The 25,071-nt window shown below is 49.4% G+C and carries 18 protein-coding genes; 9 read left to right on the top strand and 9 right to left on the bottom strand.

Annotation, left to right across the window (positions count from 1 at the left end):
• Positions 1-8: 8 nt before the first annotated feature.
• The 5 genes from LMJ53_RS13375 to LMJ53_RS13355 all read right to left on the bottom strand — a co-directional run bounded on the left by LMJ53_RS13375 (position 9) and on the right by LMJ53_RS13355 (position 10,402).
• The gene (locus tag LMJ53_RS13375; RefSeq protein ID WP_229587292.1) at positions 9-3,806 is read right to left on the bottom strand and encodes an efflux RND transporter permease subunit; all 3,798 of its coding nucleotides are present in this window, start codon (positions 3,804-3,806) and stop codon (positions 9-11) included.
• Positions 3,807-3,808: 2 nt separating this feature from the next.
• The gene (locus LMJ53_RS13370; protein WP_229587290.1) at positions 3,809-5,695 is read right to left on the bottom strand and encodes an efflux RND transporter periplasmic adaptor subunit; all 1,887 of its coding nucleotides are present in this window, start codon (positions 5,693-5,695) and stop codon (positions 3,809-3,811) included.
• 68 nt (positions 5,696-5,763) lie between these two features.
• Complete coding sequence (locus LMJ53_RS13365; protein ID WP_229587288.1) at positions 5,764-6,177, bottom strand: hypothetical protein; 414 nt, start codon at positions 6,175-6,177, stop codon at positions 5,764-5,766.
• Positions 6,178-6,251: 74 nt separating this feature from the next.
• A complete protein-coding gene (locus tag LMJ53_RS13360) occupies positions 6,252-8,702 on the bottom strand; it encodes a heavy metal translocating P-type ATPase (protein ID WP_229587286.1) in 2,451 nt (816 codons plus the stop codon).
• Between the two features lie 125 nt (positions 8,703-8,827).
• Complete coding sequence (locus LMJ53_RS13355) at positions 8,828-10,402, bottom strand: amidase (RefSeq protein ID WP_229587279.1); 1,575 nt, start codon at positions 10,400-10,402, stop codon at positions 8,828-8,830.
• 198 nt (positions 10,403-10,600) lie between these two features.
• Between LMJ53_RS13355 and LMJ53_RS13350 the strand changes: the two genes are divergently transcribed.
• The 9 genes from LMJ53_RS13350 (at position 10,601) to LMJ53_RS13310 (ending at position 20,138) form a co-directional block, all read left to right on the top strand.
• Entirely contained in the window at positions 10,601-12,298 is a 1,698-nt protein-coding gene (locus tag LMJ53_RS13350) for a TIGR03545 family protein (protein WP_229587262.1), read from the top strand.
• Between the two features lie 110 nt (positions 12,299-12,408).
• Complete coding sequence (locus LMJ53_RS13345; RefSeq protein WP_229587260.1) at positions 12,409-14,043, top strand: serine hydrolase domain-containing protein; 1,635 nt, start codon at positions 12,409-12,411, stop codon at positions 14,041-14,043.
• 208 nt (positions 14,044-14,251) lie between these two features.
• Entirely contained in the window at positions 14,252-14,431 is a 180-nt protein-coding gene (locus LMJ53_RS13340; RefSeq protein ID WP_229587258.1) for a hypothetical protein, read from the top strand.
• Between the two features lie 126 nt (positions 14,432-14,557).
• Entirely contained in the window at positions 14,558-14,938 is a 381-nt protein-coding gene (locus LMJ53_RS13335) for a VOC family protein (RefSeq protein WP_229587250.1), read from the top strand.
• A 415-nt stretch (positions 14,939-15,353) separates the two neighbouring features.
• Entirely contained in the window at positions 15,354-15,824 is a 471-nt protein-coding gene (locus LMJ53_RS13330) for a hypothetical protein (protein WP_229587248.1), read from the top strand.
• Between the two features lie 47 nt (positions 15,825-15,871).
• Positions 15,872-16,558 (top strand): RDD family protein, encoded by a 687-nt coding sequence (locus LMJ53_RS13325; RefSeq protein ID WP_229587246.1) that lies wholly within the window; start codon positions 15,872-15,874, stop codon positions 16,556-16,558.
• Positions 16,559-16,586: 28 nt separating this feature from the next.
• Positions 16,587-17,942 (top strand): M24 family metallopeptidase, encoded by a 1,356-nt coding sequence (locus LMJ53_RS13320; RefSeq protein ID WP_229587245.1) that lies wholly within the window; start codon positions 16,587-16,589, stop codon positions 17,940-17,942.
• Positions 17,943-18,003: 61 nt separating this feature from the next.
• Complete coding sequence (locus LMJ53_RS13315) at positions 18,004-19,275, top strand: DUF2254 domain-containing protein (RefSeq protein ID WP_229587221.1); 1,272 nt, start codon at positions 18,004-18,006, stop codon at positions 19,273-19,275.
• A 329-nt stretch (positions 19,276-19,604) separates the two neighbouring features.
• Positions 19,605-20,138 carry a hypothetical protein gene (locus LMJ53_RS13310; RefSeq protein ID WP_229587219.1) on the top strand — a complete coding sequence of 178 codons (534 nt, stop codon included), beginning with the start codon at positions 19,605-19,607 and terminating at the stop codon, positions 20,136-20,138.
• Between the two features lie 59 nt (positions 20,139-20,197).
• On the opposite strand, the gene rraB is transcribed toward LMJ53_RS13310, so the two are convergent.
• From rraB to LMJ53_RS13290, 4 genes are read right to left on the bottom strand one after another with little or no spacing between them, the layout of a single operon-like run.
• Positions 20,198-20,581, bottom strand: a complete 384-nt coding sequence (gene rraB / locus LMJ53_RS13305) for a ribonuclease E inhibitor RraB (RefSeq protein ID WP_229587217.1) — start codon at positions 20,579-20,581, stop codon at positions 20,198-20,200.
• A 13-nt stretch (positions 20,582-20,594) separates the two neighbouring features.
• A complete protein-coding gene (locus tag LMJ53_RS13300; protein WP_229587215.1) occupies positions 20,595-21,329 on the bottom strand; it encodes a 1-acylglycerol-3-phosphate O-acyltransferase in 735 nt (244 codons plus the stop codon).
• Positions 21,330-21,381: 52 nt separating this feature from the next.
• On the bottom strand, positions 21,382-23,661 hold the full coding sequence (gene parC / locus LMJ53_RS13295; protein WP_229587206.1) for a DNA topoisomerase IV subunit A: 2,280 nt from the start codon (positions 23,659-23,661) through the stop codon (positions 21,382-21,384).
• On the bottom strand, positions 23,658-25,061 hold the full coding sequence (locus LMJ53_RS13290) for a hypothetical protein (RefSeq protein ID WP_229587197.1): 1,404 nt from the start codon (positions 25,059-25,061) through the stop codon (positions 23,658-23,660). The genes parC and LMJ53_RS13290 overlap by 4 nt, the downstream gene beginning before the upstream one ends.
• Between the last annotated feature and the right edge of the window lie 10 nt (positions 25,062-25,071).

Genomic DNA, 25,071 nt, shown 5'->3' with positions numbered 1-25,071 from the left:
ATCACTCACTACTTCATGGCCAAGCGCCACTCCTCGCGTGCTGCATACAGTACCGGAATTAAAAAGATACTCAGTAGCACAAAAAACATGCCGCCGACGGTGGGCACGGCCATTGGGATCATCAGATCGGCGCCGCGGCCACTGGCACTGAGCACCGGTAATAAGGCTAAGATGGTTGTGGCGGATGTCATTAAGCAAGGGCCAATGCGCTTGGCCGCCGCGGCTAATACCAACTCGCGTACCGCCGCTTGCGAGCGGGGTTGATGTTCGGCAAATTGCTGCTTTAAATAGGTCGCCATTACGATGCCGTCATCGACCGCGATACCAAATAACGCTAAAAAGCCGACCCACACTGCGATACTCAAGTTATACGCTTGCAGGTTAAACAGCTCACGTAAATTGGCACCAAACCAGCTAAAGTTGAGAAAATCGGGCTGGGCAAAGGCATCTAAGGCAATAAAGCCGCCGGCCCAAGCAATGGCAATGCTGCTAAAAATCATCAAGGCCGTACTAACTTGCTGGAACTGCAGATACAGCAACATAAAGATCAAAATTAAAGCTAACGGCACCAGCCACATTAACGTGGCTGCCGCGCTTTGTTGCTGCTGATAACTGCCAGCAAACTGGTAGCTAACACCGGCCGGCAACGTTAATTCGCCCTCGTTTAGCAATTGCAACAAGTGCGCTTCTACCTTGGCTACGGCGTCTACTTCAGCTAAACCAGGGTGGGCGCCAAAGGTGATATAGGCCGTGAGAAAGCTGTTCTCAGAGCGGATCATTTGTGGGCCGCGCTCATAACGCAGTTCGGCCAGTTGACTGAGTGGCACCTGATAGCCCGCTGGCGTGCTAATCAGCACCTCGTTAATCGCTTCAACGGTATCACGTTGCTCGCGTTGATAACGCACGCGGATCGGGTAACGTTCGCGCCCTTCTACCGTGCGCCCCGCTTCCATGCCACCCAGCGCCGTGCTGATACTTTGCTGCACCTGTTGCATCGACAAGCCATGTCTGGCAATCGCTTGCCGATCAGGCACAATACTTAAATAAGGCTGGCCTACTACCCGCTCGGCATTCACCGTTAACGGCGCGATACCCGGCGCTTGGCGCAGTATGGCCTCAAATTGCAACGCCATTTGCTCTAACGTAGCCAGAGCAGGCGCTTGCAATTTAATGCCCATTGCCGCCCGCATGCCGGTTTGTAACATCAGTAAGCGCGTTTCAATCGGCTGCAGTTTTGGCGCAGAAGTGACGCCAGGCAACTGCGCCGCTTGCACAATTTCTTGCCAAATATCCTCTGGTGTCGTTATATGCTCACGCCATTGCCGATAAGGTCGCCCGCGCGGATCAACAATCAACTCGCCATTAGCATCACGGGCAAATTGTTGGCTGCTCTGGTCAAAGCGGAAAAATTGCCGCCGCCCTTGGCCATCAGTGCGATATTCACTGTGATACTGGATCTGTGTTTCAATCATACCCAGTGGGGCGGGATCTAAAGCGGTATCCGCTCGACCTATTTTGCCCACTACCGATTTAACTTCAGGAATGGCCGCAATGGCTTTGTCTTGCTGTTGCAGCACGGCTAAGGCTTCACTAATTGAGGTGTGCGGCATTAACGAGGGCATAAACAAAAAAGCCCCTTCATCCAGTGCCGGCATAAACTCACGCCCCAAGCCCGGAAAACGCTTGGCTAACGCGCTGTCGGCTTGTACACCCGGGATCACGCGATCCGCCCCCAGCCAGACACTTAACCCCGTTAACACCACCAACAGTGGTATAACGATAAACAGTGCTTTAAAACGTAAACACAGCGCTAATAACGGCAAGTAGGCGCGCTGAAACAACCAAAAGCCGCCTAAAATCAGCAGCAACAGCGTACTGACCAACAGCAAGTTATGCCAAAAACCGGCGGCAGGGCCTAACGGTAACCACAATTGCGACAGTAACACCAAGGAGGTAATGAGCAGGATGATCACCAGCACATGCTTTAACCGCGGTAGTAAAGCGCTGGGCAAAAAAGCCGTCCATGCCATAAGGGGCGCCGGTAAGCGCTTTGCTAAACCATGCAAGGTAGTATGTAAACCTTTTGTATTGGGCGCGAACAACAAATACAGCAGCACCGGTAATAAGGTAACGGCAAGTAACACGGCACAAATTAACACAAAGGTTTTGGTGTAGGCTAAAGGACCAAACAATTTGCCTTCAGCTCCCGTCATGGCAAACACGGGTAAAAAGCTGATGATGGTGGTGCTAATAGCAGTAAGGATAGCGGGGCCCACTTCTTGACCTGCTTGCATGATGGCGTGTTGCAAAGACAAAACAGGTTGATCTTGCCGTTGCCTAAGCACGTTCTCCGTAAAAATGATGCCTAAATCCACAATAGTGCCGATAGCGATGGCGATACCGGCCAACGCCACGATATTGGCTTCTACCTGAAACAGCCGCATCAGCAAAAAGGTACAGAGTACCGTGGCCGGCAGTAATAAACTGATCGCTAAGGCGGCTCGCACTTGCCACAGCAGCGCCAGCACCACAATGGTGGTTAATAATAATTGTAAACTGAGGGCGCTTTCTAAGGTGCCGACGGTTTCATCAATTAATAACGAACGATCATAAAACGGCACTATGCTCACCTGACTTAGCGTTAGCCAAGTGGGCCAATCGGCTTGCGGTTGCGCGCGTAGCCAGTCGCGCCAGGCGTTAGGCTGCTGTTGATAATCTGGCAGTGCTTGGCCGCTGGCAAAGCGTTCAACTTCAACCTGACTAATCTTTGCCCAGTCAATCACCGCTTTGGCCGGCATGCCTGGCGCTAACTCTTGCATGCGCTGGCGTAAGTTAGTAATCGCTTGCCGTGGGTTATAGCCTTCACGCACCGTCACGACGGCGCCTACCGCTTCGGCACCGGCCACATCTAATGCGCCGCGCCGGGCGGCAGGGCCAACATTCACGCTGGCCACATCTTGCACCCGAATGGGCGTATTATTCGGCCCTAATCGCACCACCGCTTGTTCAAGATCGGCGAGATTTTTAATAAAGCCCTGACCGCGGATCAGGTACTCAACACCATTAATTTCGCGACTACCCGCACTTACGTCCAGATTCGATGCCATCACCGCCGCCGTGACTTGCTCTAAACTGACTTGATACAAACGCAGTAAATTGGCATCGACTTCTATTTGATATTCGCGCTGATAACCACCAATGGCCGCGACTTCGCTGATACCTTCAGCGGTTAACAAGCCGCTGCGTAAATACCAATCCTGCACTGAGCGTAGCTCAGCCAAGGTCCAACCACCGGTGGTGTTGCCTTGCGGGTCTTGTCCTTCTAAGGTGTACCAAAATACCTGCCCTAGCCCAGTGGCATCAGGGCCTAAGGCGGGCTGCACACCACTGGGTAACGTATCTTCAGGTAGGCTAGCCAGCTTTTCTAAAATACGCGAACGTGCCCAGTAAAACTCGATATCTTCGTCAAAAATCAGCGCAATACTGCTAAAGCCGAACATCGACAGTGAGCGCACATCCTTTACCCCTGGTACGCCCATTAAGGCAGCACTAAGCGGGTAAGTAAGCTGATCTTCAACATCTTGTGGTGAGCGGCCGGGCCAGTCGGCAAACACAATTTGCTGGTTTTCGCCCAAATTAGGGATGGCATCCACCGTAATGGGTTTAAGTGGTATACCGTGTTGCCAGGCAAATGGCGCCACACCAATACCCGCCACTAACAACAGCGATGCCAGCAGCATCACCACTAATTTTTGCCGCATCAGCACGGCCAGCACACGGCCAAAGCCATTATTTACCTCAGACATCCTTATGCCCCCTCAGTAAACTGGCGCAGTACATCACCACACTTCAGCATCATCGGGCCAAAGTACGGGTTTTGTAACTGCTCAGTCGGCTGCAACCAGCTGGCACCCTCACCATCGCGCGCCATTGGGCAATAGGCCTCATACCAGCCTTGGGCGAATACCCCTAGCTCGGCAAAACGTAATAAACCGATATTATGCCGATAAAACAAAGCGCGAGCGCTCTCTAGATCCGTGACTTGCTCAAGTTCGCCCTCACCGGTCTTAAGCGCCATTAATAGCCCCGGAAAACGATCCGGCCATGCAATGCCCGCGACCGCTTGTTGCATTGCCAGCGTGCCTTGGCGCCATGCGTTCAGATCATCGCTAATTAAACCTTGATACAGCTTTTGATAAGCGGCCAATAACGGGGCTTGTTGCTCATCACTTAATACAAAAGCTGAGCTGGGTTTTACCAGTGTTACCGCTGCGGCGCTATCAGGGCGCTCCATCATGCTATGATCGGCATGGCTGACACTATTACTTGCACTGGTGCTTGAAGTGCTGCTCGAACCGTGTTGGTGTAACATCGGGGCACCCCCGGTGGCGGTGGGGTTTAGCATGCTGGCTAAACCGCGAATTTGCAGCTCACTGTCTAAACGAAAAGCGCCTTGGGTTACCACTAACTCGCCTTCATTAAGCCCCGCTAATACCTGATATTGCTCACCAACGCGCTGGCCTAAAGTTATTTGTCGCGGAGTAAAATGCGGTTGCTCGGCAGCAGTTTGCACATACACCAAGGATTGCTTACCTGTAAAAAGCACGGCACTGGCGGGTATTAATAAGGTTTCTGCAAGGGGTATGGTTACGCTGGCCTGCGCTAACATCCCCGGTTGTAACCGGCCACCGGGATTAGGCAGCAGTGCGCGCACTCGGGCGGTGCGGCTGCTGGTATTTAACAAGGGTTCAATCAGCTCAATACTGGCGCTAAAGGTTTCACCAGCAAACGCAGGCAAACTGACCCTTAAGGCTAAACCTGGCTGCAACAAAGCCAGTTGTTGTTCAAACACCTCTAACTCAAGCCATAACTGATCTAAAGCCATTACAGTAAATAACGGTTGGCCAGTACTGACGTAGGCACCTTGATTCACCCATTTTTCGGTAATAATGCCACTGACTGGTGCGCTGATGGTAACGGTATCTTGTAACTGTTCACGATTAAGGATCTGTTCAATTTGCGTGGCAGGTACCCCTAACAAACGTAAACGACGGCGTGCGCTATCTAGTGTTGTACCGGCCGGCAAGCTGCCGCGGTTAGCACTCAGCTGCTTGGCTTGCAACAATTCTTGCTGGATGACGATAAGATCAGGGCTGAAAATTTCCAGCATCGGCTCGCCAGCACGCACCGTTTGCGCAGTGCGATTCACATAGGCTTGTTCAATACGGCCACTACTCCAGGCACTAATCGTTTGAATGCGACTTTCATCGGCGGCCAAGGTACCCGGCAGCTGCAATTCGACTTGCGCTGTGGCACGGCGCACCGGTTGCACTTGTGTTTGCAGTAAGGCGGCGGCACGAGGGCTTAAACGCAGCACTGCCGCAGTAGCAGTTTCATCTTTTGCCTTATCTTCTTGCGGTACCGGGATCAACGCCATACCACAAATTGGGCAACGCGCATTAGCATCAGTTAAACGAATTTGCGGATGCATCGAGCAGGTGTATACCTGACTGTCTGGCTGTAAAGCCGCTAAAGGATCGGCAACCGCCGACTGCATTTGACTGTGCGCATGCCCGGCATGCGGATCGCTTTGTTGAAGCGCCAGTACCGGCAAGGCCCCTACATAACAAAGTATCCCCCACAGCAACCAAGTAACCGATAAACTACCACGCGTTTTAGAAGAAAATAGCAACATCTTTATACCCTTACTGAACATAGCTGGATCCGCTTAGCAAAGCGGTACAAAAGCAATGCAGCCTGGGTTTAGATCCGTAATTGATTAACCGATAAGAAGAGGGGTAACCGCGGTTTGGGTGGCGGTGTGGCTAGCTGACTTACTGGAATAGACAAGCTTGGATAAAGCTGTTTTGGCAGTGTTTGCCAAGAAATAAAGATTGCACTTAGCGCTAGCTGCAACGGCTCTGCTGATGCGGCTTGCTGATCACAACCGCTACAATGCTCAACATTATGCACTGCGGGTGCGGGTGCCGTCTCATCTAGCTGTTCAGCGGAAAAATGAGTTGGCTGACTATGGCAAGGAGGCAGTGAGTGTGCCTCTGTCGTAGCACTGGCCGCTTGCGCCACATTTTGACACAGCATTAAGCACCAAGAAAAGGCCAAGCTGACCAGCAGCGGCACAGTCCAGAGTTTTTGGCGTTGAACCAAGGTGCTTAACATGATACTTCCTGTTGAAATTATTTGGCGTAAAAACGCCTGTTAAAGATACTCTCTCTACCATCCACTGTCAAAAACTAGCGAAATCGCCGCAAGCGCAGGGCGTTGCTAAGCACAAATACGCTAGACATCGCCATGGCGGCTGCGGCTAAACCGGGCGCCAATAAGATACCGGCGACGGGGTACAATACACCCGCTGCAACCGGGATCAGTACGATGTTATACGCAAAGGCCCAAAATAAGTTTTGTTTAATATTGCGCATGACTGCGCGGCTTAAACCTAACGCCCGATACACCGCCTTAACTTCACTGCGTTGTAACACCACATCGGCAGCGTCAATCGCAATATCGGTGCCGCTACCGATGGCAATGCCGACATCGGCTGCGGCTAGCGCGGGGGCATCGTTAATGCCATCGCCCACAAACGCGACCTTACCGAACTCACGTTGCAACGCTTGCACTACCGCTTGTTTATCGGCCGGTAGCACTTGCGCTCGCACATCGGTAATACCTAGCTCTGCGGCCACCGCATTGGCGGTGTGCTGATTATCACCACTGACCATCACCACCCGCAACCCTGCTTGTTGTAGTTGCCGAACGGCATCTTTACTGTCTGCGCGCAATTGATCGGCGATGGCCAGTAACGCGAATAATTGGCCATTATAGGCCAGATAAATCACCGTTTTGCCGGCAGCACGACAAGCAGTGGCTTGCTGCTCAAAGCGGCTAACGCTGATCTGTTGTTTATCCAACAAGGCGGCACTGCCAAGTAATACCGGCTGTGCCTCGATTTGCGCACTGACGCCAAACCCCGTTAACGCCTTAAACTCGGTTGCGGCAAGCGGCTGTACTTTCGCGTGCTTAGCGGCCGCTAATAAGGCCTGTGCCAGCGGATGTTCCGCATGTTGCTCCACGCCTGCTACCAAAGCCAACACGTGTTCTTTAGTAACGCCATCGGCGCAGTATACGTCTGTTAATTGCATTTTACCGGCGGTTAAGGTGCCGGTTTTATCAAAGGCCACCAGCTTAATTTGTTGTAATTGCTGCAGCGCATCACCTTGCCGAAATAAAATGCCAAGCTCCGCCGCGCGCCCGGTACCCACCATAATGGAGACTGGCGTGGCCAACCCCATGGCACAGGGGCAGGCAATAATCAGCACCGCCACCGCATTTACCAAGGCAAAACTGACGACCTGCTCGCTACCCAACCAGAGCCAGAGCAGCGCTGTTAATAAAGCAATGGCTAAGACCACGGGCACAAACACGGCCGTTACCTTATCCACCAAAGCTTGAATAGGTAACCGACTGCTTTGCGCCTGTTGTACTAAGCGCACAATTTGCGCCAATACCGTTTGCTCACCTACGGCGGTAGCGCGGCAGAGTAAACTGCCTTGTTCACCATTAACGGTACCGGCAGTCACCTTGGCACCAGCTGCTTTGGCAACAGGCATAGGTTCACCACTTAACATGGCTTCGTCAACCCAAGATTCCCCTGATACTACCTCGGCATCAGCCGCAATCCGCTCTCCCGGCCGCACCAGAAATTGCATCTCGGTTTGCAATTCATTAATAGGTAGATCCTGTAAGTCATCATCCCTTTTTATCCGTACGGTTTTGACTTGTAGTCCAAGTAAACGCTGGATAGCTGCCCCAGTCTGCCCACGTGCACGCCCTTCTAACCAGCGACCCAGCAAAATTAACGTTACGATGACCACCGCAGATTCAAAGTACAGATGCTGACTGCCAACAGGCAGCAGTGCGGGCAGGAATAACACGACACTAGAATAGCTCCACGCCGCTAAGGTACCGAGCGCGACTAACGAGTTCATATCTGGCGACAGTCGCCATAAATTGGGGATCCCCGTAGTAAAGAAGTGCCGCCCCGCGCCTATTAGCACCACGCTGGTTAACAAAAATTGCAGCAGGCCGTTATAAGGGGCGGGTAAAAGGTGTTGCAGCCACTGGGCTAACCCGGGCAACAGGTGGCTGCCCATTTCTAACACGAACACCGGTAAACTTAGCAGCAGCGCCAACCAGAATTGTCGGCTTAAGCGTTGTTGTGCTTGTTGCTGCTCTTGCGCGAGATCGGTGTTTTCTGCACTTTGCACCTTGCCTTGATAACCCGCAGCAGCAATCGCCTTAAGTAATGCGCGATCGCCCGCCAGCCCAGCAATACGCGTCAGCTGTAGCGTGTTGGCGGCGAGATTGACCGTGGCCTTAAGCACACCGGGCAGCGCTAACACACTTTTTTCAATTTTACTGACACAAGAAGCGCAGTGCATGTTAGCAATCTGCAGTTCGATTTGTTCCTGCCGGGTAGGATAACCGGCTTGTTGCAAAGCGCTGGTCACTGTCGGTAATAGCGTGTTATCGCTGAGGTTAAACTCCGCACTAGCCGTGGCTAAATTAACGCTCACTTCACTGACCCCAGCAACGCTGGTAATAGCCGCAGTGGCGCGGCGCACACAACCGGCACAAGTCAGGCCGGTGATCGGAATCTGTATGCGCTGCAAAGCAGAAGTTGACATCGTTGGAGCTCCTTACCGTGAAGAATGGCTTGGGTGAAACAGCAAGACTGCGTATAGCCTAAGCCACTACTTAGCAAGCTGCAAACTTCGCCGCCTTAATTGCACGGTAAGTTAAACGCTAAAGGTTACTCTGATTTTGCTGCAGGCTCAGCACTGCTGGGTAAACTTGCTACAAAACCCGGACGCCGATAAGCTGATAACTGTTGCTCTAACAATGCCGCTACGCGCAATAGCTCGGGCTCAGACCAGGGTAAACCGACCACGCTTAAGCCCAGTGGTAACACACCATCATAACCCCCCGGTAAGGTAATCGATGGATAGCCTGCAACCGCGGCAGCGGTAGAAGTGCCAAAATTAAAACTGTCGCCATTCACATGATCAATCGGCCAAGCTGGGCCATAAGAAGGCATAATTATCGCGCTGTAGCCGTCATTTAAATACGTATTTAATGCGGCTTCTGCCAGTGCACGGCTACGAGTTAACGCCTGCTGATAGGCTTCGGCTTGGGCGGTTAAGTCGGTGGCAGCGGCTTGCTCAAGGTATTCTTGACCATAAAATGCCAAGGCGGCTTCACCCTGCGCGTTATTGAAATCGACAATTTTTTGTACCGTATTAACGGCCTCAGGCGCGGCGTAATCGGTCAACCACTGTTGTAAATCACGGCGAAATTCATACACCAGAACCGCTAACTCTGCTTGATATAATTCCCCCGGTAATTGCCACTGATCGGTAGTGACCACTTCAATACCCGCCGCCGTTAGCACTGCCGCCGTTTTATCTAAAATAGCCAGTAACGTCGGGTTACGACTGTCATAAGCGCGCACTAACAACACCTTACCACCCGTCGCTGGTTGCAACGCCGCCGCAGTTAAAGAGGCAGGCAATTTCGCCCGCCCTTCAGAAGTCAGCATCGCTTCAAGTAATAACGCCGCATCATAAACTTTGCGCGCCATCGGCCCGGCAATATCCTGCGCAGCGGCGATCGGAATAATGCCTTCACCCGATACCGCGCCACGGGTCGGTTTAATACCCACAATGCCGTTGATAGAAGAAGGGCACATAATAGAACCGTCAGTTTCGGTGCCCACGGCCAGCAAGCTCAGATCAGCGGCCACCGCCACACCTGAGCCTGAGCTCGAACCACAAGGGGTATGGGTTAATACATGTGGATTACGGGTTTGCCCGCCTAACGCTGACCAACCGCTGGACGAGTCTTCACCACGAAAGTTCGCCCATTCTGATAAGTTACTTTTGGCAAGGATCACCGCACCGGCTGCTCGCAGTTGCTTCACCAGCTCGGCATCTTTGGCTGTGAGGTGATCTTTTAATGCTAAAGCGCCAGCAGTAGTCGGTAATTGGTCGGCGGTAGCAATATTGGCTTTTAACACTACCGGCAAGCCGTGCAACGGTGAGCGCGTTTTGCCTTGCGCCCGCTCTTCATCCAATAATTTTGCTTGCGCCAGAGCCTCAGCATTCACATCGACGATAGCGCGCAGCTCATGGCCTTGCAGATTGTGCGCCGCAATTTGTTCCAGATAATGTTGCACTAATTGTTCACTGGTAAAGGTGCCCGCGGCCAAACCTTGCTGAGCGGCACGGGCATCGGTCCACGCCGGCGAACTTAAGGTCACCGGCTGCTCTTTTACCACCGGTTGACAGCCTAACAACACCATACTTAACGACAGACATAATATGCGCATAACAGATCGATCCTACAAATACTGACTCATGCTTTAGCATAAACGCTGAGGCGCTTTGGAACAGCCTGCTTTATCGCAACCAGCTGTTACCTGTCGCAAGGCTAAACCCGGTTATTTTGCAAAAAGATGAAGCAAACAGCGTTTTACCTTACACTGTAGGGGTGAACTCGCCTCTTTGTTGCAGATAAGGATTTCCTGATGAAAAAACTACTTTGGCTTATTCCAGTCAGTCTGATCACCCTTCTGGTGATTGGCTGGTTACTGGCTAACACCATTATTAAAAGCGTACTGATTGACCAACTTGAAGAAGCCACCGGCGCTGAAGCTAATGTCGACAGCGTGTCTCTTCGCCTCATGCCGGTATCATTACAAATCAATGGTGTACAACTCACCGATCCCGCTAAACCGGCTTATAACAGTATCAGCTTTCGCCAAGCCTTTGCCCGCATTGATCCCTGGCCTGCCTTAAAAGGTTTTTACGTGGTAGAAGAGTTAGAAGTGAACGAGTTAGCCTATGGCAGTGCGCGTCAGCAACCCGGCAAAGTGTATCGAGTTCCGCCACCGAACGACAATGCGCTGGATTTAGCGTCGTTGTTGCAAGTGGAAGTGCCTACTGCTGAGTCGATTTTAGCGCGCGCCAATTTACAAACGTTGCAACAAGGGCAGCAACTCAAAGAGTTAATCAGCGGCCAACGCCAAAAGTTTACCGAGTTACGGCAGCAACTGCCTACCCAGCAACAGTTAGAAGAGTTTCAAACCAAAATTAAAGCGCTAACCGACAGCAAGATCAGTGATGCCGCAGATTTAGCGGCGAAAACCCAACAACTGACTAGCCTTCAGCAACAATTAAAGGCCGAGCGCGAAAAACTGCGCACCCTACAGCAAAGTTTTGGCCAAAGCCGTGACCAGCTGAGCGATGCAGTAAAAGCGGTGCGCAGTGCGGCTGAGCAAGATTGGCAGCAACTAAAACAACTGGCGAATATTCAAGATGGCGGTTTAGCACCGATCTTCCAAATCTTGCTGGGTGATGTGTGGGCCCGTGAGATGCAAAAACTGGAAGCTTTGTATCAACTGGCCAAACCTTATTTACAACAAGAAGGCGATGCAACGCCAGCCAAACCTTTGGATCTGAATCAGCCCTATCCGGATTTTTGGGTAAAACAAGCTAAGCTGCATTTATTACTGGCCGGCACCGAAACCACCATTAATATGCAAGACATTACCACTCAGCATCAACTCATTAATAATGTGGCTACTCGCTTTAAACTCGATGTATCGGGTTTGCCAAAACTGAACAGCCTGAAGCTCAATGGCGACTTTGCGATTCTGGAGCAGATGATCACCAACCTTAGCTGGCAGCTTGATGATATGGCCTTAGAGAATCTGACGCTAGGTAACGATAAAACCGCTATGACCATCTTGGCCGGGTTATTTAGTGCCACCGGCTCGCTGAAACTGGTCGATGACCAACTGAAACAACAAGCCAAAGTGCTATTGAAAAACGCTAACTTTGATAAAACCGGCAACCGCTATTTAGATCAGCTGGTGTCGCTGTTAAACCAGCAAGGTCAGATCCCACTGGATGTGTTAGCCGAAGGCTTAATTTCTAAACCTGACGTGACTATTCGCTCGTCATTAGATCGGATGTTAGGTGATGCCTTGCTGGGTGAAGCTAAGCAAAAAGTCGCGGCTCTGCAAACGAAACTGCGCAGTGATTTAGATAGCCGCTTACAACAACAATTAGCCGGGCAACAAGAATGGCTCAGTTTATTGCAACAGCAAGAAGGCGATACTAAAGCGCTGGAAGGCAAGTTAGAAGAGCTGTTAAATGCCAAGATGGGTTCCATACAAGATAAACTGCGTAACCGCTTACTGGATAAATTAGGCGGCGGCTAAACCAGCAATAAAGGCTCCCCGATCTGCTGAACACAAAGGCAGCTCGGGGCTTTTACAAAATCCTCTCCCATTGCCTATACTGTTGACTCTTTGTACAAGGAAGACAACAGATGAAACCTTCATTAATGTTTATTGGCAGTTTACTGCTCAGTATTAGCACGCAAGCAGCCGATCTTAGCGGACATTGGCGCGGTGTGTTGCCAACCGCTCCAAACAGCGGCATCACCTTAGCGTTTGAGTTACAAGCAAGTGGCGATAGCTATCAATTATTACTAAAAAGCCCTAATCAAAGCCCAAACACGATCCCGGTGAGTAGTATGCGCTTGCAGGGCAATACCTTAGACTTTACCGTCGATGCCTTAAAAGCGGCTTTCACTGGCACATTTGACGGTGAAACCCTCAGCGGGACCTTTACTCAAGGTCGGCCAATGCCACTGACCTTAAGCCGTTTGACGAAAAGCGACGAAGCACGGTTGGCGCATGAACAACAGCTGTTCGGTGAGTTGCAAATCAATGCCAACGCCAGTTTGCCTTTAGTGTTAAATATCGCGGTAATTACCAACGGTTATCATGTCACCCTCGACAGCCCTAAACAGCAAAGTTATGGTATTCCAGTTGATCAATTCAGTATTAGTGAGCAGCAATTGCGCTTTGGGTCATCCATGATTAATGCCAGCTATCAGGGCACTTGGCAAGATGGCGCGTGGCAAGGCAGCTTTGTACAAGGCCAAGCTATACCGCTTATCCTAAAAAAAAAGCCGGTAACTCAGCCGCTAACACCGACGCTAAGTAAGATGAGTGAATGGCTGAGTGCTGAGTTTGGTCAGCACGGCGTGGCCATCGCTTGGGTGGATGGCCAAGCCGTGCGCTATCAGCTGCATGGGCAAGCCAATGTGGCAAAGCAGCAAGCGGTGAGTCAAAACACAATGTTTGAGATCGGCTCTATTACCAAACCGTTGACAGCATTGGCTATTATCAAACAACTGCAACAAGGCAAGTGGCAGCTAGACACCCCGCTGGCTCAGCAAAGCCCCCTACCCGAGCTCGCCACACATCGCTATAGCCTGGCAGAATTACTGACCCATCGCAGTGGTTTGCCCCGGTTACCCGCTAATTTGCCGCTGGATGATTTGAGCAACCCTTATGCCAGTTATGATGAAGCGGCTCTGAAAGCCGCGCTCGCAAAAACCGAGTTTGCTGAAAAAGCCTTTGGCTATTCCAATTTCGGTTATGGCTTACTGGGCTACTTAGCAGGGCAGCAAGCAAAGATGCCTTATGCCAGCGTGATGCTACAGCAAGTATTGCAGCCATTAGGCATGAAAACGGCGGGGGTGCAAACCGGCAAGCAAAGCTATAAAGACCTTGCTAGCGGCTATGCGATCAGTGCCGACACCGTGCCCAATTGGCAATTCGACAGCTTAGCCGGCGCTGGCGCGGTAGTCGCTTCCATTGAAGATATGGCCACTATGCTGCGCCATATTTTTCAACACCACGCCAAAGATAAGGCACTGCAACAATGGCTAACCGCACTGCCCACCGCCGAGCAACCTGCCATGACGCCAGGCTGGATGCTGACCGAGCAACAGTGGCTTTGGCATAACGGCCAAACAGCCGGTTTCTTCAGCTTAGTGATTTTTGACCTAAAAACCGAAAAAGGCTTGGTTCTACTGACCAATATCGCCATCCCCGTCACCGAACAGGGCTTCGCGCTATTTAACGAATGGCTGGCTCAAGACGCCAAATAACCCTAGCGTTTAACCTAACTCATCCGACCGCACTCAGACACTGGTCAGACCGCACTCAGAGACTGGTTGTACCACACTTAGACACTGGTCTGGCCACGAACAGCGAAGGATTAAGCCACACTGACAGACTGCGGATATCTTAATTAGCCAGTTAGCCGAGCTTTATATGCGCTAGCTAAGTGCAAACTAAACATGTGTAGGAGCAACGATGTTTAATGAATTACCCGGCAAGACAGTGAAGGTATTTTTAAATTGTACCCAGTGGAACGAGTATGCGGTGTCTGGCGTGGTGACTAAATTTGATGATTACTGGCTGTATTTAAAAACTAAAAAAACTGATGAGCGGATCGCGATTGCTGAAATCAAACGCATTTCAATCCAGCGTTAACAAAACCTAGCCCAAGGTTAAATTCTTTGGCCAGACCATACTCAGACACGGCTTTAACCAGACTTTGCGACAGGTCTGACCTTACTCAGAGACAGATCGGACCACACTCAGAGACCGGAGTTAATAATGCAGCATGAAAAGTTACACTATGTTGAATTGCCCGCCGTTGATTTAGCGGCGACAAAGCTGTTTTTTCAGCAGGTTTTTAATTGGAGCTTTGTCGATTATGGGCCCCAGTACACTGCTTTTAGCGATCAGGGATTAGATGGGGGCTTTTTTCAAGCCGACCTCTGTTCGAACACACAGCATGGCGCGGCCTTGCTCATCTTTTATAGTGAACAGCTTGAGCAAACCCTAAAAAAGATTAGCGCAGCCGGTGGCAGTATAGTTAAACCTATTTTTAGCTTTCCTGGTGGCCACCGCTTTCATTTCACTGAGCCTAGCGGCAATGAATTTGCTGTTTGGTCAGATAAATATCAGGAATCATCCTGCCAAGCCATCGCGTAACATCATCGATGTCAAAAGCAGTTTAACTGCGTCTTGTTGCCGCGATATCATGGTCATGCTGAGTTAGCCGTGCGCTCAAACCAAAATCGAAAGTCATGCAGCCAAGCCATCGCCTAATATCATCGATGTCATAAGCGGTTTAACTGCGTCTTGTTGCGGTTATGACATGGTCATGTTGAGTTAGCCGTGCGCTCAGAGCAAAATCTATAGTAATCCAGCAAGATCAGCATCAAAAATCATCTGTGACATTAGCGCTTTAACATCGATGTGTGGTCACTATGCCAAGGTAATCAGGTGTTGTGCTTTGTAAAAGATTAAACTAACTTATGCTACATAATTATTAGCAAAACCAACGCTATTTTTCGGCTCAGCTAAAGCGCATCCCAAAAACCGCTCTGAAAATAAGGATTTATTAATGTATCAAAACAGGCAAGCACTCGCAGTAGGTTCATTGATTATGCTTTTGTTGATTAGCGTGGCCGTTGTTGTTATGTCGTTTTGGGCCTGGCCTAAATACAACTTATATCGCATGGAGATGCAAGGTCGTGCTGCGTTAAAAGAAGCCGAATGGTCAAAACAAATCTTAATTGAAGAAGCTCGAGCGCGAGAAACGGCCGCCTTAATGCAAGCCAATGCCCGAGTAACGCTGGCAGAAGCCGAAGGTAAAGCGGCGGTGGTGAGAGCCAAAGCCGAGGGCCTAGCCGATATTGAACGAGCCAAAGCCGCTGCAGAGTCCAACCGTATTATTGGTGAGTCGCTAAAAGGCAATACAGAATATTTGCGGTATATCTGGATCAAAGGCTTACAGGATGGCAAAGGCGAAAGAATTTATATTCCTACTGAAGCCGGCTTACCGATCCTTGAAGCAGGTAACTTGGCTAAATAAGCTGAAGGCAGCAAAACGAGTCAAAACGTAAACAGGATTTATCGCAAATGGAATTCAATCCCGATTTTAGCCGCTATTCTTATGACGAATTGCTCGAGGTCAAAAAATATATCGACCAAGAGCAATTTCCCGATCGCTATGCCACCGTTTTACATTTACTCGAGCAACATCAGCATAAAGCCATGGCATCGTTAGCCTCAGTACCAATCGAACCTTTGCCAAGTAAAGCGGTGTCTAAATATGCCACTTTTTGGCCGCGCTTTGGTGCAGCGATTATCGATGGTTTGCTGTTTACGTTAATCCTCTATATCGAGAGCCTGTTATTTGGGATTGAATACAGTAACCAAAATACGTTACTGCATGCCTTTAACGGTCTGCAGTTATCAATTTATACCCTAGTGATGCATGGCTATTTTGGTCAAACGCTGGGCAAAATGATCACCAAAGTAAAAGTGCTGGATCATGCCTCTGAGTCGGCCATCTCGTTAAAGCAAGCGCTGCGTCGCGAATCAGTAAACTTGGTGCTCAACATTATCTATATCAGCTTGCTGCTTACGGTTGCGCTATCAATCGTAACCAGTGGCACGATTAGCTCAACCTTAACCGTCGCAATTATGAGTTTTGCTGTTTTCGCTGTAGTGTGGAGTATTTCAGAGTTCGTCACCATGCTCTTTAATCACAAACGTCGCGCGTTACATGACTTTATCGGCAAAACAGTGGTTGTGCGCTGTTAAGCGTTTAGACCAAAAAGGATAACCTCGAATGAAATCAACCCGCGCACTAGTGCCGCTAATCGTGCTTAACTTGGCGTTTATTGCTTTTCATAGCCCTGCCGAACCGCCCGTCGTAACACCACAGGCGGCTCAATCCCTAACGCAGCCAGCGTTTAGCGGGCCCTCTCCTTGGCCTGATATTCTGCAACAACGTATCGCAACCTTATTGCCCAAAGCCATGGATCACACAGGCGTAACACATTGGTTCATTGTTTGCCGTGAAAATGACAACGATCCACTCGCCAAACACGTTGGCTGTGAAAACGCTGGCGGTACTGCGGTGGTGCTGTTCAGTCGCACTCCAACAGGGGTGATGTCGCGTATTTTTTCACCCAGCAGTGAAGCGACCGCCTTAAAAGAGCTACAACGCTTTAATGAAGTGATTGAAGTAGCAAAACAACAAGATGCCATTGCCGCAGCAGCAGCGTGGTTAAAAATACAAAACATTCGTGGAGAATTGGCGGTAAATAGTTTTAGTCAAAACCCACAAGCTGATGGTTTAAGCCACTCACAATATTTAGCGCTTACAGCAGCACTGCAAGGCAGTGAGTTAACTCTCGTTGCCGCAGAGCCTCTCATTTATTACTGGCTTGCTCGTAAATTACCGGCGGAAGTGGCCATAATGGCACAAGCAGCTCGCCTGACATCAGACTGGCAATATGAAGCTTATCAGCAAGTTATCCCCGGGGTTACCACAGATCTAGATATTGCGAATTATTTAAAACAAAAAATGGCAGAGGCCGGTGTGCAAGATGCTTGGGCATCAGATCAAAACCCTGCGGTTAACTCAGGCCCAGACCGTGGTCACTCTCATGCCACTCCTCGCGTGATCCAACCAGGCGATGTTATTCAAATCGATTTTGGTATTCGTGTGTTCGATCATTGGGTGACGGATATTCAGCGCTTTGCTTATGTGCTCAAACCCGGCGAAAATAAAGCGCCAGCAGCCATTCAACATGCTTGGGATAGCGCCTTAGCAGGCGGTAGAGCAGCATTTGCGGCAATGAAGCCGGGGGTTACAGGAAACAGCGTGCATCAAGCGCAACTCGAAGTGATGGCCAAAGCAGGCTCACTGCCCGTCATGTGGAGCACGGGCCATCCGGTAGGCTATGTCGCACATGATACTGGCCCGAATCTGGGCGTGCGCATTGCTTCCGAGCGGCAACTCGACGCTGGCATGACCTTTTCCTATGACGGCTTTTACAGTTGGTATTATCCAGGGAGCGCCCAACAGCAAACAAAAACGATTTCTGTAGAAGAAATGGTGGTGATTACCGATGCAGGCGCACAATTCTTAACAGCGCCACAGCAAGATTTAATCTTAATTGCTGCACCGACAAACTAAAGCCGCAATAGTCGAGGTTTAGCTGCACGCTAGCCCCCTTTAGCCGAAAAGAGGAAAAAACATGGCCGCTTTAGTATCGATTGACCGTTTACGCTTTTTACTTAATCAGTTACACGAGCGGCTATGGGTGCGACCTTTAGCGGTGTGTTTATTGTCGATTGCGGCGGTTTTTATCGCCAAACTGGCCGATGGCACAGCATTGATTAAATGGGTGCCCCATATCAGCATCGACTCGGTGGAGAGCTTATTGTCGATTATGGCCTCTAGTATGTTAGTGATTGCAACGTTTTCGGTCACCTCGATGCTATCCGCCTACAACTCCGCCAGTAACTCGGCTACGCCTCGTGCATTTCGTTTAATGGTCGCCGACGATGTTTCACAAAATGCATTATCAACTTTTGTTGGCGCTTTTATTTTTAGTGTGGTGGCCATCGCGGCGCTAAAAAATAGCTTTTTTGACAAAGCAGGCTTATTTATTTTGTTTGCTCTGACCGTATTCGTATTTGGTTTGGTGATCACTGTCTTTGTCCGCTGGGTTGATCGGATTGCCCGACTGGGGCGGCTGGGCTCTACTATCGAAAAAGTGGAATTGGCCGCCGCCGCGGCTTTAGAGCGCCGCCGCATCTTCCCAACATTGTGTGGTATCCCCACTTCAGTTGACGCCAGCCAAGGCCACCCCGTTTTTGCGAACGAGATTGGCTATGTGCAACATATTGATATGTCTGCCATTCAAGAGTGGGCAGACAAAATGAATGTCCATGTTGAAGTAGCCGCACTACCGGGTACCTTTGCCGCACCGAATCGCGTACTTGCTTATGTGCATCAATTATCTGCAAAGGCCCAAGAACAAGACCACTGCATTGCCAAGGCGTTTCAAATTGGCCGTGAGCGCCTATTTGTCGATGATCCTCGCTTTGGTTTAGTCGTGTTATCGGAGATTGCTGGGCGAGCTCTGTCACCGGGAATTAATGACCCCGGTACAGCCATCAATATCATTGGTGCCTTAGTGCGATTAATCGCCTTGTGGAATAAGCCACTCACCGACGCTGAGCAGCAACAAGCTAAGATTATTTTTCCGCGTGTCGCCGTGCCAGAGCTGACGATGCGCGATCTGTATGATGATGCCTTTACCGCTATCGCGCGCGATGGTGCCGGCACCCTCGAGGTGTCAATTCGCCTACAAAAGGGCTTACAATCATTGTCATTACTGGGCTCAGCGGCAAACCGTGAGGCGGCCGTTTATCATAGCCAGCGTGCGTTCACTCGCGCTGAGCAAGCTTTACTGCACGCTGACGACGTGCAGATCATTAAAGACAGCATCAAGCCAACTTAAAATAAATGAGCCACTCAAGCGCTCTTAATGCACAGCCTGACAATAGCGAATGTTTGTAGCGTAGGGTCAGCCCTTCTTCGCTCATCGGTTACTCACAAAAATATTATTTAACGCCCAACGCAGCATTATTCTTGAGAATAGCTCATAATAACAGTAAGGCATAACAGCATATTTTAGTGAGGCAAAGGTTTCTGAACACTGCACACCAAACCTAGCGTACGGATACAGCTTAGCCAGATAATGGCGCCCCCATTGGCAGTGCAATAAAACTAAAGATAGCTTGTAAAACGGTATGACAGTATGAATAAAAAATTTAAGAGGTTGATGTTATGAAGACTATCGCAACAATGATTTTACTGACGGGTTTAGTGAGTCTGACTGGTTGTGCCACGAAGGCGCCCACTTTTGGCGAACGGATTTTAGCCGAAGGTGAATCGCAAATTGCTATCTCAAAAATGTGGGAACAAGGCAAAAAAGACACGCGTGAAGGTGAAGACTTGCTTAAAGAAGGCAAAAAGTTAGTTGCAAAGGGCAAAGACTATAGCCGTAAGGGCGAGAAGTTATTCGCCAATGGCAACACAGATTTACAAGTAAACCGCCAAGCATTCAAAACGCTCGCGCTCAGTGCAAACAACCTTAACACTAGCAAAGCCGCCAGTGACATGGTTAGTAGACTAGAAAAATTGGCTGAGGCTTGGGAAGAAGCGGAAGAAGAGATTGAAGAAGGTAACGAGCTGATCAAACGCGGTAAAAGCGCTCAAGAAGAAGGTGAGTCGGCCATCAAAAAAGGGCAGCAGTTAATTACCGATGGTAAAAATAAAATTGTAGAAGCAGAAGAACGTTACAAACAAAATAGTAAATAAACACGGTTTGCTAACCGCTTCGCTGTGCACAACAGCGAAGCTGGCAAGCCCAAGCTAAATTAAGCTTCGTCGTCTTCGTCAAACTCTTCATCGAACGCTTCGTCATCGTCACCTTCAAAGTAGGTGCCCCAGCCGTCATATTCAACCTGATGTTTTTTCGCTAAGGCTTCCAATTTAATGGCATCTGCCGTGATCGCGGCTTCATCTAAAGCTTGCTCACAGATGGCATCGAAGACCCAAGCATTGGCGCCATCTTCAAACTCAACTTCTTCGGCATCGGTCACTTCATAACCTAGCTTAAATAGCTCAACCGCCAGTTTTTCAAGTTTATTAAAGTCTTTATCATAAAAATGATGTTCCACGGTATACAGTGCATCCGGATCGCTACCATCTTCTAATAAGGCACTGATGGTTTCTGCGGTAAATTCTTGCCAGTTTTCCATAAAGATTACTCAGTTATTTTTTCTGTTGCGCAGTGTAGTCGTTAGCCAGCTCGGCATCAAGCGCGCTAATTTGATCTGCCATTTGCTGGCGAACATTTCGGGCAAACTGGCGTAAATTATCATCTTTAGTCAGCACCACCGGCGCATTCATTTGGATAATCACTTTACCGTTGCGCCAGCGGTTTAATTTAAACTGGTTATGCGTAGAGCTCATACATACCGGCACTAAAGGTACATTCGCTTCTAAAGCTATGTGAAAAGCGCCCATCTTAAACGGCAGCAGCCCCCGACCATAACTGCGGGTGCCTTCGGGAAACATCCATACCGAGATTTTTTGATTGGCGATACGCTCTGCGGCAAACAACATGGTGTTGAGCGCTTTAGCTTTGTTATCACGGTCAATTAAGAAGTTACCGCTAAGCCAATATAATTGGCCAAAGAATGGAATAAATTTCAGGCTTTTCTTACCAATGGTTACGGTGCGCGGTAGCACTGAACCACTGATAGTAAATAAATCGAGGTTATTTTGGTGATTAGCAATAAACACGTATGGCTCGCCTGGTACAATCGCCGGATCGTAACGGATCTCTACGTCAATGCCGAGGATCCACGATACCTTGCCGTACCATTTGCTAAACAATGCCACATTGTTAGGATGAAAAGGGCGGAATAAACAAACCAGTAATCCCGCCAAGGTGCTGCCAATAAAAAACAGCACTAATAACACTATACGCAATACAGCAACCACATCAGGCCCCTTGCCAACTCACACCACAATCAGATCAGGGCCTAGTATAACGTTATTCGCTCGGGCTGCTGGTTTGATCACTAAGGCCATTGACAATTATTTCATCAATGCGCTGTAAACCGCGTGGCAGCTTATTACCACGTCGACCGCGTTCACCATGATAGTGCTGTAAGTCATCAACTTTCAGGCTAAGTTTACGCTTACCGGCCACTAAGGTGACACTGCCATCAGCCGGTACTACGGCTAACAAACTGACAAACTCTTCTCGACTGGCTGAACGTGCCGACGGGATCGACATCAGCTTATTACCTTTACCTTTACTGAGCTTCGGTAACTCGGCCACAGGGAACACCAGCATACGGCCTTCGTTTGAAATACACAGCAGTAAATCGGTATCGGGGTTGCCAACCGGTAACGGTGGCAATACTTTTGCCGCCGTCGGTAAACTGAGCAGCGCTTTACCGGCTTTATTGCGACTGAGTAAGTCATTAAATTCCGCCACAAAACCATAGCCCGCATCAGAAGCGAGCAGTAATGTTTGTTTTTCATCAGCAATTAACACGTGCTCAACGGTTTCGCCGGCAACAATGCCGAAACGGCCGCTTAATGGCTCACCTTGGCCACGAGCCGAGGGTAATTCATGTGCTTCGGTGGCAAAACTGCGCCCCGAAGAATCTAAAAACACCGCTTGTTGATTCGAGCGGCCTTTCGCCAAGGCTTTAAATGCATCACCGGCTTTATAACTGAGGGCGTTGCCATCCACATCATGCCCCTTGGCACAGCGCACCCAGCCTTTTTCAGATAACACCACGGTAACCGCTTCGCTTGGCAATAATTCTTTTTCGCTTAAGGCTTTAGCTTCTTCACGCTGCACGATAGGGCTGCGGCGATCATCACCGTATTTTTGTGCATCGGCCATCAGCTCATCGCGCACGAGCTTAGTCAGCTTTTTCTCAGAGCCTAAAATAGCCTGCAGCTTATCGCGCTCTTTGCTCAGCTCATCCTGCTCGCCCCGGATCTTCATTTCTTCTAGCTTGGCAAGGTGGCGCAATTTCAGCTCTAAAATCGCTTCAGCTTGGCGCTCTGTTACCCCAAAAAAGGCGATCAACTCAGGCTTAGGTTCGTCATACGTTCGAATAATGCGGATCACATCGTCGATGTTTAAAAAGGCAATTAACAAACCTTCTAATACATGCAAACGGTCTAACACTTTATCTAAGCGGAACTGCAAACGCCGACGCACGGTGTCACGGCGAAAGCTCAGCCACTCGGTTAAGATTTCCAGTAAATTGCGCACCCGTGGCCGGTGATCTAAACCTAAAATATTCAGGTTAACCCGATAGCTACGCTCTAAGTCAGTGGTGGCAAACAAGTGCTGCATTAACTGCTCCACATCAATACGATTAGAGCGTGGCACAATCACAATGCGGGTGGGGTTTTCGTGATCCGATTCATCACGTAAATCTGACACCATTGGCAGCTTTTTTGCCTGCATTTGCGCCGCAATTTGCTCCAGTACCTTCGAGCCCGACGTTTGATGCGGCAGCGCCGTTATCACAATATCGCCCTCTTCTTGCAGATACACCGCACGCATTTTAATGCTACCGCGGCCTGTCGCGTATACCGCAGCAATATCTTCGATAGAAGAGATAATTTCGGCATCGGTTGGATAATCTGGGCCTTTCACATGTTGTAATAAATCGGCTAATTCAGCTTTCGGATTATCCAAGATCTCAGCACACGCATTGGCAATTTCACGCACGTTATGCGGTGGAATATCCGTGGCCATGCCTACTGCAATACCGGTGATACCATTAAGTAAAATATGCGGTAAACGAGCCGGTAACACCTTGGGCTCTTCGAGGGTGCCGTCAAAATTTGGGATCCAATCGGCGGTACCTGAGCCTAACTCAGATAACAAGACTTCGCTAAAGCGCGATAATTTGGCTTCGGTATAACGCATTGCCGCGAAAGACTTTGGATCGTCCGGCGCACCCCAGTTTCCTTGGCCGTCAACCAACGGATAACGATATGAAAAGGGTTGGGCCATCAATACCATGGCTTCATAACACGCGGAATCACCGTGCGGATGAAACTTACCTAACACATCACCGACAGTACGCGCCGATTTTTTATATTTCGCCAGATGCGACAGGCCTAATTCGGACATGGCATAGACGATGCGACGTTGCACCGGTTTTAACCCATCACCGATATGCGGTAAGGCCCGGTCCATAATCACGTACATGGAGTAATTTAAATAGGCTTCTTCGGTAAAGCGGCGCAGTGGCAGCTGTTCGGTGCCATCGGCGGAAAGTACGGTTTCTGTCATGCCTGATCCTGTCGTGTTGGCGAGCTGGGTGTGGCCTTCGCTGAACGGGTGCGGCGCAGTAATAACACCACCACCAGTATGAATAGCCCTAGGGTCGCGGCCATGCCCAGCCATAACCATTGCATTACTCTATTACGTTCAACTTCTGCTAAGCGTAACGCGTTTAATTGGTATTCTTGCTCTAACATATTTTGCTGAACTTGCTCGCGCTCGGCTTCAAAACTCAAGCGCATTTTTGCAATTTCTAACTCGTTTTCTTTATCTCGGAATTGCTGAAAACCACGAACAAAAAGCCGCATAGTTTGAAAAGCACGTTCATATTGCCCTTGATCCGCTAACAATTCCGCTTTGAGTAATTGAAACGATAACAGCATATTACCCGAACCACTGTTCTCTGCCGTTTGCATATATTGCTCGGCCAGCAATAATTGCTGCATGGCTTGGGTGTTTTGCTGCAAGTTTTGATAAATCAGGGCTTTTTCATAATGATGACTGGCTAAATAATAGTCGGAATGAATAACCGCCAAATACTCTTCGGCTTTTTCCATATAATTTAACGCCACTTGCGGTTTGTCCATTTCATTACTGGTTATCGCCAAACCGTTGTAAGCGTAATACAAATTCAGTACATCTTGCTCTTTTAAGGCCGATTGCAACATCCGCTCGAAGCTTTGTAGCGCTAACTCAAAGTCTTCTAAATAGCTGTAATTGCGAGCCAAATTATACAGTACCGTCACGCGGTTTTTATGCCAGCCTAACTCTTCATACAACACTAAGGCTTGCTCTAGGAACTCTTGCGCGTCTTGCTCATACGACAAGTTAGAGTACAACAAGCCCAGCTGTGCATTTACTTCGGCTAAGAGCTCTTTATCTTTTAATTGCGTCGCTCGCGCATAGGTATCTTGTAAGTTTTGTAACGCTTGATGCGTACGATTTTGTAACGAATCAACCGCCGAAATATTAATCAGCCCACGTAAACGCAGCCTTTCATTTTCGACAGCCATTGCCGTCGCCACGCCTTTTTGATACCACTTCATCGCATCGGCTAAGGCTAATTTCATTTCAAAAGCAAAGCCCAGCTCATAACTGAGCTCGGCATATAAACTGCTCGGGTTATCTTTGAGTAGCGCAATACCCTGCTCTGCCACCGCTTGCTGCTCTTGAAAACGACCTAAATGACTTAAAATGGTGGCTTGATGATTTAACCAATAAGCCTGAGCCACTGCGCTTAAGTGAGCAAACTGCGCCTGATTAGCCGTTAAAATCTCGAGCATTTGTTCTGGCGCACGATTTTTTTCTGCAGCAACTTGCTGCAGCCACTCAGGCACATCATCAGGTAACGACTCAGCATCGCCGAAACTAACCCAACACCACAGAAGAATGACCAGCAGTTTTTTCACAGGTAACTCC

This window comes from Rheinheimera sp. UJ51 (genome assembly GCF_020819615.1).
In the GTDB taxonomy this organism is placed as follows: Bacteria; Pseudomonadota; Gammaproteobacteria; order Enterobacterales; family Alteromonadaceae; genus Alishewanella; species Alishewanella maricola.
This window is presented reverse-complemented; position numbering and strand designations above follow the sequence as displayed.